The sequence below is a fragment of the Bradyrhizobium sp. CSA207 genome, from assembly GCF_029051685.1.
GTDB lineage: Bacteria > Pseudomonadota > Alphaproteobacteria > Rhizobiales > Xanthobacteraceae > Bradyrhizobium.
Map to the genome: position 1 here is coordinate 330,406 of NZ_JAACFT010000002.1, position 15,857 is coordinate 346,262.

At 63.0% G+C, this 15,857-nt stretch carries 13 protein-coding genes; 2 read left to right on the forward strand and 11 right to left on the reverse strand.

Features of this window, described 5'->3' with window-relative positions:
• Positions 1 to 4 precede the first annotated feature (4 nt).
• On the reverse strand, positions 5 to 1,045 hold the full coding sequence (locus GWG65_RS03310) for a branched-chain amino acid ABC transporter permease (RefSeq protein WP_275193913.1): 1,041 nt from the start codon (positions 1,043 to 1,045) through the stop codon (positions 5 to 7).
• A gap of 176 nt (positions 1,046 to 1,221) precedes the next feature.
• Between GWG65_RS03310 and GWG65_RS03315 the strand changes: the two genes are divergently transcribed.
• A complete protein-coding gene (locus GWG65_RS03315; RefSeq protein ID WP_275193914.1) occupies positions 1,222 to 1,731 on the forward strand; it encodes a MarR family transcriptional regulator in 510 nt (169 codons plus the stop codon).
• A gap of 261 nt (positions 1,732 to 1,992) precedes the next feature.
• Here GWG65_RS03315 and GWG65_RS03320 read toward each other — a convergent pair whose 3' ends face one another.
• The 10 genes from GWG65_RS03320 to GWG65_RS03365 all read right to left on the reverse strand — a co-directional run bounded on the left by GWG65_RS03320 (position 1,993) and on the right by GWG65_RS03365 (position 13,577).
• Complete coding sequence (locus GWG65_RS03320; protein ID WP_275193915.1) at positions 1,993 to 3,276, reverse strand: glycerate kinase; 1,284 nt, start codon at positions 3,274 to 3,276, stop codon at positions 1,993 to 1,995.
• A gap of 194 nt (positions 3,277 to 3,470) precedes the next feature.
• Positions 3,471 to 4,700, reverse strand: coding sequence for an ABC transporter substrate-binding protein (locus tag GWG65_RS03325; RefSeq protein ID WP_275193916.1), 1,230 nt, complete (start codon positions 4,698 to 4,700; stop codon positions 3,471 to 3,473).
• Between the two features lie 179 nt (positions 4,701 to 4,879).
• Positions 4,880 to 6,109, reverse strand: a complete 1,230-nt coding sequence (locus GWG65_RS03330; protein WP_275193917.1) for an ABC transporter substrate-binding protein — start codon at positions 6,107 to 6,109, stop codon at positions 4,880 to 4,882.
• Positions 6,110 to 6,368: 259 nt separating this feature from the next.
• Positions 6,369 to 7,595 carry an ABC transporter substrate-binding protein gene (locus GWG65_RS03335; protein WP_275193918.1) on the reverse strand — a complete coding sequence of 409 codons (1,227 nt, stop codon included), beginning with the start codon at positions 7,593 to 7,595 and terminating at the stop codon, positions 6,369 to 6,371.
• A gap of 120 nt (positions 7,596 to 7,715) precedes the next feature.
• Positions 7,716 to 8,951 (reverse strand): ABC transporter substrate-binding protein, encoded by a 1,236-nt coding sequence (locus GWG65_RS03340; protein WP_275193919.1) that lies wholly within the window; start codon positions 8,949 to 8,951, stop codon positions 7,716 to 7,718.
• 31 nt (positions 8,952 to 8,982) lie between these two features.
• Entirely contained in the window at positions 8,983 to 9,999 is a 1,017-nt protein-coding gene (locus GWG65_RS03345; protein ID WP_247387606.1) for a branched-chain amino acid ABC transporter permease, read from the reverse strand.
• Between the two features lie 2 nt (positions 10,000 to 10,001).
• Positions 10,002 to 10,880: a branched-chain amino acid ABC transporter permease gene (locus GWG65_RS03350; protein ID WP_275193921.1), complete on the reverse strand. Its 879-nt coding sequence runs from the start codon at positions 10,878 to 10,880 to the stop codon at positions 10,002 to 10,004.
• A 256-nt stretch (positions 10,881 to 11,136) separates the two neighbouring features.
• Complete coding sequence (locus GWG65_RS03355) at positions 11,137 to 11,850, reverse strand: ABC transporter ATP-binding protein (protein ID WP_275193923.1); 714 nt, start codon at positions 11,848 to 11,850, stop codon at positions 11,137 to 11,139.
• The gene (locus GWG65_RS03360; protein WP_275193924.1) at positions 11,847 to 12,644 is read right to left on the reverse strand and encodes an ABC transporter ATP-binding protein; all 798 of its coding nucleotides are present in this window, start codon (positions 12,642 to 12,644) and stop codon (positions 11,847 to 11,849) included. The genes GWG65_RS03355 and GWG65_RS03360 overlap by 4 nt, the downstream gene beginning before the upstream one ends.
• Positions 12,645 to 12,710: 66 nt before the next feature.
• Positions 12,711 to 13,577 carry an IclR family transcriptional regulator gene (locus GWG65_RS03365; protein WP_275193936.1) on the reverse strand — a complete coding sequence of 289 codons (867 nt, stop codon included), beginning with the start codon at positions 13,575 to 13,577 and terminating at the stop codon, positions 12,711 to 12,713.
• A 128-nt stretch (positions 13,578 to 13,705) separates the two neighbouring features.
• Here GWG65_RS03365 and GWG65_RS03370 point away from each other — a divergent pair, with 128 nt between their 5' ends.
• Positions 13,706 to 15,802 carry a 3-hydroxyacyl-CoA dehydrogenase NAD-binding domain-containing protein gene (locus GWG65_RS03370; protein ID WP_275193925.1) on the forward strand — a complete coding sequence of 699 codons (2,097 nt, stop codon included), beginning with the start codon at positions 13,706 to 13,708 and terminating at the stop codon, positions 15,800 to 15,802.
• Positions 15,803 to 15,857: the final 55 nt, after the last annotated feature.

The window sequence follows — 15,857 nt, forward strand, 5'->3', positions numbered from 1 at the left end:
AGCGTCAGTCCTTCTCTTCCTCGACCGCGGGCGCGGCGAGCGAGCGCAGCAGCAGCACGGGGATCAAGAGCATGAAAACGATGACCTCCTTGTAGTTGGAGGCGTAGAACGACGAGAACGCCTCGACGATGCCGACGAAGAGCGCCGCAACCGCCGTCAGGGGATAGCTGACGAGGCCGCCGATGATCGCGGCGACGAAACCCTTCAGGCCGATCAGGAAACCGCTGTCATAATAGAGCGTGGTGATCGGCACGATCAAAATGCCCGAGAGCGCGCCGATCACCGAGGCAAGCAGGAAGGCGATCTGTCCCGACAATGAGGTGCGGATGCCGGCGAGCCGTGCGCCGAGCCGGTTGACGGCGGTGGCGCGCAGCGCCTTGCCGTAGAGCGTCAGGCCGAAGAACAGCCACAGCCCGACGATGAAGGCGATGGTGATGCCGTAGACCGCGATGCTCTGGCCGGTGAAACGCAGCGCGCCCGCGGTGAACGAGGTCGACAGCACGGCAGGCCCGCGCTGGCCTTCGGCGCCGAAGAACAACAGGCCCAGTCCCTGAAGCGCCAGATGGACGCCGACCGAGGCGATCAGCAGCACCAGCACGGAGGTGTGCGCCAGCGGCTGGAATGCGATGCGGTAGAGATAAAGGCCGATCATCGCGACGATCACCAGCGACAGCACGATGCAGATCGCCACCGGCGGCTTCTGGCCGGCGAAATAGAGCGTCACCGCCAGCACGATCGCCGGCAGCACGATGTTGGTGAGGAAGGCGCGCACGACCAGCCGCGCGTGCAGCGCCTGCCGTGCCACGAACAGGTCGAACGCAAAGGCGGCGATGCCCATGGCGAGCGCGAGCTTTGCCGTGCCCGGCATCTGGCCGGCCGCAAGCGAGGCATAGGTCAGCGCGCCATAGGTGACGAACTCGCCCTGCGGGATCAGGATGACGCGGGTGACGGCGAACACCAGCACCAGCGCCAGGCCGAGCAGCGCGTAGATCGCGCCATTGGTGATGCCGTCCTGCAGCAGGAACAGCATGATAGTGGTGTTCAAGACCGGACGCTCCCCCTCAAGATCCGGATCCATCCCCCGATTGCGGTGGACGGTCCGACTACAGCCATTGAAAAACGCTGACGATATTTGATATGGTTCATAACAATTATCAAATATAACATCAAGGGGTGGTGGGGCGACCCTCCCGAACTTAGCGGGATTGCGAGCATGAGGCGATGACCGTTTCGAAAACGTCTGAAAAGCCGGCCGAGGCGGCCAGGGGCCGCAAGGACGCGGCTGAAGGGGCCTCCGAGGCCCTCCAGCTCGGCGAACTCTCCGAACAGCTGGGCTATGTGCTCAAGCGTGCGCAGCTCAAGGTGTTCGAGAATTTCCTGCGCTGCATGGCCTCGCTCCAGCTCACGCCGGCGCAGTTCTCCGTGCTGCTGCTGGTCGAGAAGAATCCGGGGCGTAACCAGACCGAGGTCGCTTCCACGCTCGGCATCCTGCGCCCGAATTTCGTGGCCCTGCTCGACAATCTGGAGAGCCGCGACCTTTGCGCGCGGATCCGCTCCACCAACGACCGCCGCTCGCACATCCTGGTGCTGACCGACAAGGGCAAGGCCGTGCTGGCGCGGGCAAAGAAGCTGGTCGCCACCAAGCACGAGGCCCGGCTCAACGAGCTCCTTGGCCCCGCCAATCGCGCAGCCCTGCTCGAAATGCTGTCGAAGATCGCCAACGAGTTTTGAGCCGGGGGCTCTTCACCCTCCCCTGGAGGGCAGGGCAATCGCATATAGCCTTTTGGGCGGCCTGAGCGCGCGCCTCGTCCTTCGAGACGACCGCTCCGCGGTCTCCTCAGGATGAGGCTGAGCGGCATCGGCGCCCGTTGAAACCGCTGCCGCGCACTCCATCCTCATCCTGAGGGCCCGCCCCAAGGCGGGCGTCTCGAAGGATCGGCCAGAACAAGATCAGCCCATATGCGATTGCCCTCCAGGGGAGGGTAAAAGACCTCAATCCACCAAAATCACGCGAATATCGTTCACGTTGGTCAGCGTCGGGCCCGGCAGCAGCAGGTCGCCGGTCGCCTCGAAGAACGTCGTGGCATCGTTGTTGTCGAGATAGGCCTGCGGCTCCAGCCCTTGCGCCTTCATCTTCGCGAACGTCGCCGCGTCGATCAGTGCGCCGGCGGGGTCGGTGGGATTGCCGGCGCCGCCGTCGGCGCCGTCAGTATCGCCGGCGAGCGCGGAGATGCCGGTGGTGCTCTTCAGCAGCTCGGCGAGCGCCAGCGCGTATTCCTGGTTGGGGCCGCCGCGGCCATGGCCGCGCACGGTCACCGTGAGCTCGCCGCCGGAGAGGATCGCGATCCGCTTGCCTTGCGCGCGCGCTTCCATGGCCATCCTGGCATGATCGGCGGCGATCTCGCGCGCCTCGCCTTCGAGATCGGCGCCGAGATCGATCGTCTCGTAGCCGGCGTCTTTGGCGAGCATCACCGCGGCGTCGAGCGACTGCTTGGGCCGCGCGATCAATTCGAAATGCGCGCGCGCAAAGGCGGCATCGCCCGGCTTGCAGCTTTCGTTGCGGTCGTCGCCCAGCGCGCGGCGCACGGCCTCGTCGATGTCGAGCTTGTACTTCGCCACGATCGCACGCGCGTCCGCCAGCGTGGTCGGGTCCGGCACGGTGGGGCCGGAGGCGATCGCAGAGGGCTCGTCATGCGGCACGTCGGAGATCGCGAGCGTCACGATCTCGGCGGCATTCCTGCCGGCACGCGCCAGCCGTCCGCCCTTGATCCGCGACAGGTGTTTTCTGACCGTGTTCATCTCGCCGATCGGCGCGCCGGAGCGGAGCAGCGCCTTGTTGACCGCCTGCTTCTGCGCGAAGCTGATGCCGTCCACCGGCGCGATCCAGTTCGCCGAGCCGCCGCCGGTGAGCAGCACCAGCAGCAGATCGTCGGGCCCGGCCTCACCCGCGAGCGCGAGCGTATCGGCTGCGCCCTTCAGGCCGGCTTCGTCAGGCACGGGATGGCCGGCCTCGACTACACGAATGCGGCGCGTCGGCACGCCGTAGCCGTGGCGGGTGGTGGCGATGCCGACCAGGCGTTCCGGCGCAAGCTTGAGCGTGTCGAGATAATGTCGCTCTGCGGCCGCAGCCATCGCGCCCGCGCCCTTGCCGGCGGCAAGGCAGATCACGCGCCCCTTGGGAGCGGGCCGCAGATGCGGCGCCAGCACGACATTGGGATGGGCGGCGGCAACCGCGGCGTCGTAGAGCGCGCGGAGCAGGGGACGTCGGTCGGTCATGACAAAGGCCTTGAGCGGACAGGAGAGGCTGGCGGCAAACGCGCCGCTCACCTGCCTACCGCATCATGCGCCAAAGCGTAAGCAGGCTTTGCCATCATTCGATTGTGCAATCGCGTGATCATAATCGGCGCGCAAGCAAAAGCCCCCTGCGAGGGTCTCGCAGGGGGCTTTCGTCGACGTAAGATGCCAGGCGGCTAGCCGCCGACGTCGGCGCTGATCACGTCGCCGAACAGATCCCACTTCTCGCCCTTGAATCGTTCAAGCCGAAGCTGGCTGATTGGCGCAAAGTCGGTTGGTGACGTGTTGATCTGGATGCCCGGCAACAGCACTTCTGTCCGGAAGTCCTTCAGGTTGGCGGCCTGCTTCATCACGTTCTCGCGCGTCAGATCGTCGCCGCATTGCTTCAGCACCTGAACCAGCGTCTGCGCGACGCCATACCCGACGATGCTTTCGTGAGCGAGCTTGTCGCCTTCCGGAAAGTACTTGGCCATGAATTCAAGAAATCCCTTCATGCCCGGGTCGTTCGCCCATTCCGGGTCCGCCACGTCCTTGAGATAGTCGGCGGAGATGATGTCCTGCGCATTCTCGAAACCGGCAGGCCTGATCACACTGCCGACCGAAGCCGAAACGTTGTTGAGGAAGTGCAGCGGCTTCCAGCCGATCTCGGCGTTCTTCTTGATCGCCTGCGCTGCGAATTTTGGAGTCGTGATGTTCATGAACACGTCGGCGCCGGTCGACTTCAGCTTGACGATGTGATTGTCGATGGTCGGCTCGGAGGTCTCGTAGCTCTCCTCGATGACGATCATCGAGGCGGCCTTGGCCCCGAGGCCGTCCTTCAGGCCCTTGAGATAGTCCTTGCCGTAATCGTCGTTCTGGTAAAGCACGGCGATCTTGGCGTCCGGCTTGTTCTTGAGTAGCCACTTTGCATAGATCTGCGTCTCGCTCTGGTAGTTGGGCTGCCAGCCCATCGTCCACGGAAAGTTCTTCGGATCGTTCCACTTGGTGGCGCCGGTGGCGACGAAGAGCTGCGGCACCTTTTTCGAGTTCATGTATTTGTGGATCGCCGAATTCGGCGGCGTGCCGAGCGAGTTAAAGATCAGGAGGACTTCGTCGCTCTCGACCAGCTTGCGCGCCTGCTCCACCGTCTTCGGCGGCGAATAGCCGTCGTCATAGGAAATGAAGTTGATCTTACGGCCGTTGACGCCGCCTTCTTCGTTGATCTTCTTGAAATAGGCGGCTTCGGTCCGGCCGATGACGCCGTAGGCGGAGGCCGGTCCGCTGTAGGGCATGATGTTGCCGATCTTGATCTCGGTGTCGGTCGCGCCGGTGTCGTATTTCTTCTGGGCCGATGCAGTTGAGGCCGAGGCCGCAATAAGCGCAAGCGCAAGTGACGCGGCCGCAAGTTTGCCGGTAACAGCGAGCATTCCAATCTCCCTATTTTCTTGGTGTGTGCGTCATTCTTTTTCTGGGTTTCTTGGCGACGCTGCAGCAATTGAATACGATTTGCGTTGCAGCATCAAGAAAAAGCCCCTGCGACGACGCCGCAGGGACTGCTTCTTTAGTAGTCACCTCTTTTGGTAGCCACCCTGGGGCTGTGCTGTCCTCAGCCGCTGACGTCACCGCTGAGGACGTCGCCGAACAGCTCCCAGCTTTCTCCCTTGAAGCGCATGAGCTGCAACTGGGACAGCGGAGCAAAGTCGGTGGGGCCCGTATTGGCCTTGATGCCCGGCAAGAGGCCGGCAGGTTCGAAGTCCTTGATGCTGGCCGCCTGCTTCATGACGTTCGCACGCGTCAGATCGTCACCGCACGCCTTGAGCACGTGCAAAAGGGCCTGGGCGACGATGTAACCGTACATCACCGACGAATCCGCGCGGTTGGCTTCGGGATAGTATTTGTCGAGGAACTCATTCCAGGCCTTCATCGCCGGATCGTGCTTCCACTGCGGATCGGTCGGATCCTTGTAGTAGTTCGAGGAGACGATGCCCTGCGAGGCCTCGAAGCCGGCCGGCTTCATCACGCTGCCGATCGAAACCGAGACGTTGTTGAGAAAGTGCGTCGGATGCCAGCCGATCTCGGCGTTCTTCTTGATCGCCTGGGCGGCGAATTTTGGCGTGGTGATGTTGAAGAAGACATCGGCGCCGGTTGCCTTCAGCGTCACGATGTGGGAGTCGATGGTTGGCTCGGACGTCTCGTAGCTCTCTTCGGCGACGATCATCGAAGCCGCCTTGGCGCCAAGCCCCTCCTTCACGCCCTTCAGGTAGTCTTTGCCGTAATCGTCGTTCTGATAGAGGATGGCAATCTTGGCGTTCGGCATCTTCTGCAGGATATACTTGGCGTAGATGCGTGCCTCGCTCTGGTAGTTGGGCTGCCAACCCATGGTCCAGGGGAAGTTTTGCGAATCGTTCCACTTGGTGGCGCCGGTAGCGACGAAGAGCTGCGGCACCTTCTTCGAGTTCATGTATTTCTGGATCGCGGAATTCGACGGCGTGCCCAGCGACTGGAAGATCAACAGCACTTCGTCGCTTTCGACCAGCTTGCGCGCCTGCTCGACCGTCTTCGGCGGCGAGTAGGCATCGTCGTAGCTGATGAAGTTGATCTTGCGGCCGTTGATGCCGCCTTCCGCATTGATCTTCCTGAAGTAGGCTTCCTCGGTCTTGCCAATCACGCCATAGGCCGAAGCGGGGCCGCTATAGGGCATGATGTTGCCGATCTTGATCTCGGTATCGGACGCGCCGGTGTCGTATTTCTTTTGCGCTGACGCTGCGGTGGAAAAGGTCGCGGCTAGCGCGAGGGCGGCCGCAAGGGCCCCCAGCCGCACATGCATTGCAGGCATCTCGATCTCCCTTGGTCCATTTCAATGTGTCGCTTTTTTGATTGGGAGCGTTCGTTCGCGCCGCTCCTGCACACATTGAATACCCTTCCCGTCCGGCCAGCAAGAAAAACGCCTCAGCGAATGTCGCAGCCGGCGCAATTTGATCGATGCGGCGCGGAATATTCCGGCTGGTAAGATTCAGTCCCTTGCGTCGGCGCATTGATCCTGAGTTGTGCTGCTATTCAAGCCTGACCTAAAATTGCACCCTGCTCAAAGAGCTCTAATGCCCCGTCTCGCTCGAGATGATCTCGCCGAACAGCTCCCATTTCTTGCCTTTGAACCGCATCATCTGGAGCTGCTCGATCGGGACGAAATTGTCCGGCGCGGTGTTGATTTTGATGCCGGGCAAGAGCGTATCGGGCGCGAAATCCTTCAGGTGTGCGGCCTGCTTCATGACGTTCTCGCGGGTGAGATCGTCGCCGCACATCTGCAGCACCTTCGCCATGGTCTGCGCGGCGGCATAGCCGAACACCACGGCAGCATCGAGCTTGTTGGCCTTGGGATCATACTGCGTGAGGAAATTGTAGAACTTCTTCATGCCGTCGTCGGTGTTCCACTGCGGATCGGAGCCGTCCTTGGTGTAGGTCGCCGACAGGATGCCCTGTGAGATCTCGAGCCCCGCCGGTTCGATCACGCCCCCGACCGAGGCCGAGACGTTGGAGATGATGTGCATAGGATGCCAGTTGATCTCGGCCGCCTTCTTGATCGCCTGTGCGGCGAATTTCGGCGTGGTGATGCTGATGAGGACGTCGGCGCCGGCGGCCTTCAGCTTCACGACGTGCTCGTCGATCGCCGGCTCAGAGGTCTCGTAACTGTCCGCGAGCACGATCATCGACGCCTTGGCGCCGAGGCCGTCCTTCAATCCCTTCAAATAGTCCTTGCCGAAATCATCGTTCTGGTAGAGCACGCCGATCTTCGCGTCCGGCTTCTCCTTCATGATGTACTTGGCATAGATCCGCGCCTCGCTGGCGTAGCTTGGCTGCCAGCCCATGGTCCACGGATATTGCTCGGGATCGTTCCACTTGGAGGCGCCGCTCGCCACGAACAGTTGCGGCACCTTCTTCTCGTTCATGTATTTGCGGATGGCGCCGTTGGTGGAGGTGCCGAGCGAGCCGAAGATCAGCAGCACCTCGTCGCTCTCGACCAGCTTGCGTGCCTGCTCCACCGTCTTCGGCGGCGAATAGCCGTCGTCATAGGAGATGAACTTGATCTTGCGGCCGTTGATGCCGCCCTCGGCGTTGACCTTGTTGAAATACGCTTCCTCGGCCTTGCCGATCGCGGCATAGGCGGAGGCCGGCCCGCTATACGGCATGATATTGCCGATCTTGATCTCGGTGTCGGAAGCGCCGCTGTCGTATTTCTTTTGCGCAAGGGCCGCGCTGCTCATCGCAGTGCACAATGCGACCGCGACCAAAACAACCGCAACTTGAAAACGAACGGCAGTCATTGCTCTCCTACCCCGAGTTGCATCGGCGCTGCATTGAACAAGATTGACGCCCGACGTCAAACAAAAAGCCCCCGCGATCGCGCGCGGGGGCTCGTTGGCCGGGACTGTGTCGTCAGCGGGTCACTCGGAAGCGACGTCGCCGCTGATGATCTCGCCGAACAGTTCCCACTTCTCGCCCTTGAAGCGCTGCATCTGGAGCTGGGAAATCGGCGCGAAGTCGGCGGCGCCGGTGTTGATCTTGACGCCAGGCAGCAGGGTGTCCGGCGCAAAGTCCTTGAGGTTCGCCGCTTGCTTCATCAGGTTGGCGCGCGTCAGATCGTCGCCGGACATTTCCAGCACCTTGGCCAGAGTCGACGCAGCGCCATAGCCATAGACCATGCTGGTGTCGGACTTGTCGGCGCCCGCCATGTACTTGTCGACGAACTCATTCCACCTCTTCATGCCGGGATCGTTGGCCCACTGCGGGTCGGTGGAGTCCTTGGCATAGGCCGCCGAGAGCACACCCTGCGAAGCCTCGAATCCGGCCGGCTTCATCACGCTGCCGACCGAGATCGACACGTTGGTGAGGATCTGGAGCGGCTTCCAGCTGAGCTCGGCGGTCTTCTTGATGGTCTGGGCAGCAAATTTCGGCGTCGCATAAATCAGCAGCACGTCCGGATTGGCGGCCTTGATCTTGACGATATGGCCGTCGATCGACGGCTCGGAGACCTCGTAGCTCTCCTCCATGATGATCATGGACGAGACCTTGGCTCCGAGGCCGTCCTTGGTGCCCTTGAGGTAGTCTTTGCCGAAATCGTCGTTCTGATAGAGGATCGCGATCTTCGCGTCGGGCTTCTCCTTGAGCAGCCATTTCGCGTAGATCTGCGCTTCGCTCTGGTAGGAAGGCTGCCAGCCGATGGTCCAGGGGTAGTTCTTCGGATCGTTCCACTTGGTGGCCCCGGTCGCGACGAACAGCTGCGGAATCTTCTTGGCGTTCAGGTATTTCTGGATCGCGCTGTTCGAGGGCGTGCCGAGCGGGTTGAACACGGCCAGAACCTCGTCGCTCTCGACCAGCTTGCGGACCTGCTCGACTGCCTTCGGCGGCGAGTAGCCGTCGTCATAGGTGACGAAGCTGATCTTGCGGCCGTTGATGCCGCCCTTGTCATTGATCATCTTGAAATAGGCTTCTTCGGTCTTGCCGATGATGCCATAGGCCGACGCCGGACCGCTGTACGGCATGATGTTGCCGATCTTGATCTCGGTGTCGGACGCGCCGGTGTCGTATTTCTTTTGGGCAAATGCCGCGCCGGAGGTGAAAGTGATGACCGCCGTTGCCGTGACCAGCGCAGCGGTTCGCAGTGTTCTTCCGAGAAGCAATTCGGTCTCCTTCATTTCACTATGAGAATTTTCAGTTCTTCCTGAGCTTTCCGGCGAACTGCTGGCCCAGGATCGCGACTTGCCTTGCGCCATGCGGCACGAGGTAGATGACGAGGAACAGCAGCACGCCGAACACGGCGCCGGAGAGGCCCTTGGAGATGCCCTCCGCGATGTTCGGCACGAAGATGATGAAGGCGGCACCGACGATCGAGCCGGGCAGCCAGCCGACGCCGCCGACGACCATGCCGAGGAACAGCGAGATCGCCAGCGTGATGGTGTAGCTGTCGGGCGCCACAAACTGCACCGCGATGGCGCCGAGCGAACCGGCGACGCCGGTGACGGCGGCGGAGACGCCGAAGGCCAGCGTCTTGTACAGCGCGACGTCAACGCCCATGGCGGAGGCCGCGATCTCGTTGTCGCGGATCGCCATGAAGGCGCGGCCCGACCGGGAGCGCAGCAGGTTCACCGAGAAGATGTAGATCGCGATCACGACGACGAGCGTGAAGTAGTAGAGCCACATGTCCTGCGACATCGGCAGGCCGAACGGCGCATCGGGCTTGGTGACGACGAGGCCCTGCACGCCGCCGGTCCAGTGCTCGAGGAAGTTGAGCTTCAACAGCTGCGGCATGGCGGTGGCCAGCGCGAAGGTCGCAAGCGCGAGATAGACGCCGGAAAGCCGCAGCGCCGGCTGCCCGAACAGGAAGCCGAATGCGAAGCAGACCACGCCGGCGATCGGCAAGGTCAGGGCGTAGTTGACGTTGAAGTGCTCCATCAGCACCGCCGTGGTGTAGGCGCCGACGGCGTAGAACGCGCTCTGGCCGAGCGAGAACTGGCCGGAGCCGCCGGTCAGGATGTTCAGCGCCAGCACCGCCAGCCCGTAGATCAGGAGCATCGTCATCTGGAAGATGATGAAGTTCTTGACGAAGACAGGCATGATGAGCAGCGCCGCGAGCACCAGCAGCGAGGTGCCGGTGCCTAGCGTCATGGCGCGCTTCGGAACGGCCTCGACGGCCGGGGCTTCCGTGACGACGTCTTCTGCAGCGCTCATGATCAAACTCGCTTGACGATGTGCCGGCCGAACAGGCCAGCGGGTTTGACGACCAGGACGGAGATGATCAGCGCGAGCGCGATCGGAAGCTTCAGCTCGTTGCCGACGCCGGGGATGTAGGTGCCGGCGAGGTTCTCGAAGACGCCGACCAGGAAGCCGCCGACCACGGCGCCGAACGGACTGGTCAGTCCTCCCAGCACCGCGGCGGCAAAGCCGTAGATCAGCACGCCGCCCATCATGTTGGGCTCGAGGAACACGACGGGAGCGATCAGCATGCCGGCGATCGAGCCGATCGCGGAGGCCATGCCCCAGCCCAGCGCAATCATCCAGGAGGTGTTGATGCCGACCAGCCGGGCCGATTCAGGCACCGAGGCGGCGGCGCGCATGGCGAGACCGATCTTGGTGTACTGGAAGAAGAAGTAGAGGCCGAGCAACAGCAGCACGGTGACGCCGATCATGCCGGCCTGGTGGGTCGAGATCAGCTGGCTGCCCAGGAACGGCGCGGAGCCGAACGGCGTCGGATATTGCTTGATGGTGAAGTCCCAGATCAGGCCGGCCGAGGAGTTGATGATCGCAAACAGCGCGATGAAGCCGGCGACGTTGGTCAGGATCGGCGCCTTCGCGAGCGGCTTGAACAGGATGCGCTCGATCGCGATGCCGCCGACGAAGGAAAGCGCCAGCGTGAGCACGAAGGCGGCCCAATAGGGTATGCCCCATTGCATCAGTTGCCAGGAGATGAAGGTCGAGAACATCGCCATCTCGCCCTGCGCGAAGTTGAGATGGTCGATCGCCTGGTAGATCATGACCACCGCGAGCGCCATGCAGGCGTAGATCGCGCCGGTGGCAATCCCCGCCAGGACCTGGTTGGTGAAAAGCTCCATGGACCTTAGGCTCCCCTAAAACGCTGCAGGTTGGGATTGAGCGGGAACGGCGCCGCGAAGTTCACCTCTCCCGTAGGGAGAGGTCGATTTTCGCAAGCAAATCGGGTGAGGGCTTACGGTCTCTCCTCGGAGCGGCACCCCCTCACCCGGATTGCACTGGACGATGCTCCGCATCGCCAGGCGCAATCCGACCTCTCCCCAGCGGGGAGAGGTGTAACGAGCGCGCGGATAGATCGATCCCATCGATGCACCCACCTCAGTAACCCAGATAGGATTTGCGGATTTCTTCGTTGTTCGCGATGTCCTTGGCATTGCCCGACATCACGATGCGTCCGGTCTCGATCACATAGGCATGGTCGGCAAGCTCGAGCGCGAGCTGGGCGTTCTGCTCGACCACCAGGATCGACACTTTGTCCTCGCGGTTGATCTTGCCGAGGATCCTGAACAGATCGCGCACGACCAGCGGCGCGAGCCCGAAGGAGGGCTCGTCCAGCAGCATCAGCCGCGGTCGCAGCATCAGGGCGCGGGCGACCGCGAGCATCTGCTGCTCGCCGCCCGAGAGCGTGCCGGCCTGTTGGGTGTGCCGCTGCTTCAGCACCGGAAAATGCGCGTACATGCGCTCGATGTCCGAGATGATGCCGGCATTGTCCTTGCGGGTGATGGCCCCGAGCTGGAGGTTCTCCTCCACCGTCATGGTGGTGAAGGTGCCGCGGCCCTGCGGCACATGGGCGATGCCGAAACGCACGATGCTCTCGGTGGAGCGATGGTTCAGCGGCTTGCCGTCGAACTCAATGCCTCCGGTGGACCGCACCATGTTGCAGATCGCGCGCAAGGTCGTGGTCTTGCCGGCGCCGTTGGCGCCCAAAAGCGTCGTCAGCGAGCCCTCGCTGAGCGAGAAGGACAGGCCGTGGAGCGCCTGGACTTGGCCGTAATAGGCGCGCAGGTCCTTGACGTTGAGCAGCGTCGTCATTGGTCCTTGCTCCCGAGATAGGCCTTGATGACGTCGGGATCGGCCTGCACCTGGGCGGGCGTGCCTTCCGCAAGTTTCTTGCCGAAGTTCAATGCGACGACGTGGTCGGCGATCGACATCACGAGACCCATATGGTGCTCGACCAGAAGCACCGTCATGTGGCGGTCGTCGCGAATGCGGCGGATGAGGTCGCCGAGCACATAGACTTCCTCGTGGTTGAGGCCGCCGGCGGGCTCGTCGAGCAGGAGGATCTTCGGATCGGCAGCCAACGCGCGTGCCAATTCGACGCGCTTCTGGGTGCCGAAGGGCAGGCCGGAGACCACGGTATGGGCGACGTCCTCGAGTTTGAGATAGGCGAGGATCTCCTGCACCTTGTCGTTGACGCTGCTCTCGCTGCGCCGGACCCAGGCAAGCCTCAGGGAGTCGCTGATGATGTCGCTGGAGGTCTTCGAATGGGCGCCGACCCGGACGTTGTCCATCACCGACAGATTCGGAAACAGCGCCACGTTCTGGAAGGTGCGGCCGATACCGATCTCGGCGATCCGGTGCGGCGGCCGCGACAGGATGCTGACGCCCTCCATCAGGATGTCGCCGGACGACGGCTGATACAGCCGGGACAGGCAGTTGAAGAGCGTGGTCTTGCCGGCACCGTTGGGGCCGATCAATCCCAGGATCTGGCCCTTATGCATGTCAAAGGACACGCCGTTGAGCGCGACGATGCCGCCGAACACGACGCTGACGTTGCGAACGGCGAGCAGGGGCGATGTTCCCTGCGCGAGCTGTGCCTGCGTCATCTCGTCTCGCCCACGTTGTTGAGTGGGCGGAGGAGCGATGCGAACCGCTCCCGGCAATGACGAAGGCTATCTGATCCCCTCGGCCACACGCGCAACTTTTCCTCCTGACTTCAGCTTCTTGCTGTCTTGTTTTTTTGAATGCGGCATCAGACCCCCGAGCGCCGCTTCGATGTTCCTTACCATCGTCAGCAGACGCGGTCCAATGTCGTTGATCAAACGCTCTTCCGTGAAACGGAATGCGGGCGCGCCGCAGTTGAATGCATAGGGCCCGGTTCCGTCGTTCAGCCTGAGCGCGACGCCGGCCGCACCGATGTCGTCGTGCCAGTCGCCGACCGAAATCGCAAAACCGTATTTCGCGACGGTCTCGCCGGAACGTTCCAGTCCGTCGCGCATCTTGGGCCAGCGACTGCCGTAATGCTCGCGCAGAACGCGCGACAGCTCGGCGCGATCGTGTTCGTCCAGTGCCCAGAAATAGGCGCGGCCCATCGCGCTGGTTGCAATCGGCACCCGGGAGCCGACGTCAAGTTGAACGCCGACCGTCTCGCTGCCGCGACTCTGCCCGAAATAGATCATGCTGTGACGGTCGCGGCCGCCGACGGCGACGGCGCCTCCCGTCGCGCGCATCACTTCCTCGCGGAACGGTTCGGACAAATGCCGAACGCCGAGATTGGCGAGCGCCGCGTAACCGAGCGACATCGCGGCGGGCGTGAGCTGGTACTTCTCGAAGCGGGGAACCGGCGCCAGATATCCGAGCTTCGTCAACGTATAGGTCAGCCGCGACACCGTCGGCTTGGGCAGATTCGTCCGCGCCGCGATCTCCTGATTGCCGAGAAGGCCGTCATTGGGTTCGAATGCGCGCAATACGTCCAGCCCGCGGGAAAGCGCGACGACGAAATTCCGGTCGGTCGCAGTCTTCTTTCCTGTACGCTTCATCCCTGATCTGCTTCTTGCGCGGAGTCGTTGACAAGCCACGTGCTTCAAAATAACCCTGCCGTCAAGATGCGGAATTAAATTCCGCAATGCGAAATGGATAAAAGCAAGCCCCACCAAGGAGGGACACCGTGAGCGAAGTGGTCAAACTTGAGCGTCATGACGAGGTCGGGATCGTCACGGTCAACAGCCCTCCGGTCAACGCGCTGAGCGCCGCAGTCCGCGGCGGCATTCTCGAGTGCATCAAGGCCGCGGTCGCGGATCCCGCGATCAAGGGCATCGTGCTGACCTGCGCCGGGCGTACCTTCATCGCCGGTGCAGACATCACCGAATTCGGTAAGCCGCCGAAGCCGCCGGGCCTCAATGAAGTGCTGGCCGAAATGGAGAACTCGCCGAAGCCGATCGTGGCCGCGATCCACGGCACCGCGCTCGGCGGCGGCCTCGAGGTTGCGTTGGCCTGTCATTTCCGCGTGGCTGTGAAAGAGGCAAAGCTCGGCCTGCCCGAGGTGAAACTCGGCCTGCTGCCTGGCGCCGGCGGCACCCAGCGCCTGCCGCGCGCGGTCGGCCCCGAGCTTGCCGTCAAGATGATCGTCGGCGGCGATCCGATCGGTGCTGCCGAAGCGCTCAAGAACGGCTTGATCGAGGAGATCGTCGAAGGGCCTGCTGCCGGCGGTGAAGCCTTCGTGCGAAAGCTGCTCGCCGAGAAGCGTCCGCTGCGCCGGTTGCGCGACGACGATTCCAAGATTGCGGCGGCCAAGGCCGACCGTTCGATCTTCACCAATGCCGTTGCCGCCATGACCAAGAAGTCGCGCGGCCTGGAAGCGCCGTTCGCGGCGGCCGACGCGGTCGGCTACGCCATCGACCTGCCGTTTGACGAGGGCCTCAAGAAGGAGCGCGAGGGCTTTCTCAAGCTCGTCGCCAGCGACCAGTCCAAGGCGCAGCGCTACGCCTTCTTTGCCGAGCGCGAGGCCGCCAAGATCGCCGGCGTGCCCGAAGGCACCAAGCCGCGGCCCGTTAACCGCGTTGCCATTCTCGGCGCCGGCACCATGGGTGGCGGCATCGCGATGTCGTTCGCCAATGCCGGCATTCCCGTCACCCTGATCGAGACCGGGGAGGAGCAGCTCAAGCGGGGCATGGGCATCATGCAGAAGAACTGGGAAGCGACCGCGGCGCGCGGCGGCATCCCGGCGGATGCGCCTGCAAAGCGCATGGCGCTGATCAACGGCGTCGTCGGCATCGAGAACGTCGGCGATGCCGACCTCGTCATCGAGGCCGTGTTCGAGACCATGGCGGTGAAGCAGGAAGTGTTCGGCAAGCTCGACCAGTACGTCAAGCCGGGCGCCGTGCTCGCCTCCAACACCTCGTATCTGAACATCGACGAGATCGCCAAGGCGACCAAGCGTCCGCAGGACGTTCTGGGCATGCACTTCTTCTCGCCGGCCAACGTCATGAAGCTGTGCGAGATCGTGCGCGCCGACAAGACCGCGCCGGATGCGCTGGTGACCGCGGTGACGATCGCGCGAAAAATCGCCAAGGTGCCGGCCGTGGTCGGCGTCTGCGACGGCTTCGTCGGCAACCGCATGCTGGCCCAGCGCGGCAAGCAGTCCGAGAAGCTGCTGTTCGAAGGCGCCTTGCCGCAGCAGGTCGATGCCGTCGTCACCAAGTTCGGCATGCCGATGGGGCCGTTCGCCATGGGCGACCTCGCCGGCCTCGACATCGGCTGGCGCTCGCGAAAAGATCGCGGCATCAAGTCGGAGATCGCGGACGCGCTCTGCGAAGCCGGCCGCTTCGGCCAGAAGACCGGCAAGGGCTACTACAAGTATGAGGCGGGCTCGCGCTCGCCGCTGCCCGATCCCGAGGTCGAAAAGCTGATCGATGAGACCCTGCTGCGTCTCGGCCGCAAGAAGCGCGTCGTCAGCGACGAGGAGATCCTCGAGCGCATGATGTATCCGATGATCAACGAAGGCGCGAAGATCCTGGAAGAAGGCATCGCGGCGCGCCCGTCCGACATCGACGTGGTCTGGCTCTACGGCTATGGCTGGCCGATCTACCGCGGCGGCCCGATGTTCTGGGCCGACAGCGTCGGCCTCAAGCACATCGCCGACCGCCTGTCGTTCTACGCCAAGGAAACCAACGACCCCAGCCTCGAGCCCGCGCCGCTGCTGAAGAAGCTCGCGGCGGAGGGCAAGACGTTTGCGTCGCTGGCGGCGCAGTCGAAAGCGGCGTGATGGAGACTGGCACACTCTCTCCGTTCCCTCCCCCCTTGTGGGGGAGGGGCAGGGA

Coding starts and splice junctions, on each gene's coding strand:
- GWG65_RS03315 (WP_275193914.1), top strand. CDS start 1,222: ATGACCGTTTCGAAAACGTCTGAAAAGCCGGCCGAGGCGGCCAGGGGC.
- GWG65_RS03320 (WP_275193915.1), bottom strand. CDS start 3,276: ATGACCGACCGACGTCCCCTGCTCCGCGCGCTCTACGACGCCGCGGTT.
- GWG65_RS03325 (WP_275193916.1), bottom strand. CDS start 4,700: ATGCTCGCTGTTACCGGCAAACTTGCGGCCGCGTCACTTGCGCTTGCG.
- GWG65_RS03330 (WP_275193917.1), bottom strand. CDS start 6,109: ATGCCTGCAATGCATGTGCGGCTGGGGGCCCTTGCGGCCGCCCTCGCG.
- GWG65_RS03335 (WP_275193918.1), bottom strand. CDS start 7,595: ATGACTGCCGTTCGTTTTCAAGTTGCGGTTGTTTTGGTCGCGGTCGCA.
- GWG65_RS03345 (WP_247387606.1), bottom strand. CDS start 9,999: ATGAGCGCTGCAGAAGACGTCGTCACGGAAGCCCCGGCCGTCGAGGCC.
- GWG65_RS03350 (WP_275193921.1), bottom strand. CDS start 10,880: ATGGAGCTTTTCACCAACCAGGTCCTGGCGGGGATTGCCACCGGCGCG.
- GWG65_RS03355 (WP_275193923.1), bottom strand. CDS start 11,850: ATGACGACGCTGCTCAACGTCAAGGACCTGCGCGCCTATTACGGCCAA.
- GWG65_RS03360 (WP_275193924.1), bottom strand. CDS start 12,644: ATGACGCAGGCACAGCTCGCGCAGGGAACATCGCCCCTGCTCGCCGTT.
- GWG65_RS03365 (WP_275193936.1), bottom strand. CDS start 13,577: ATGAAGCGTACAGGAAAGAAGACTGCGACCGACCGGAATTTCGTCGTC.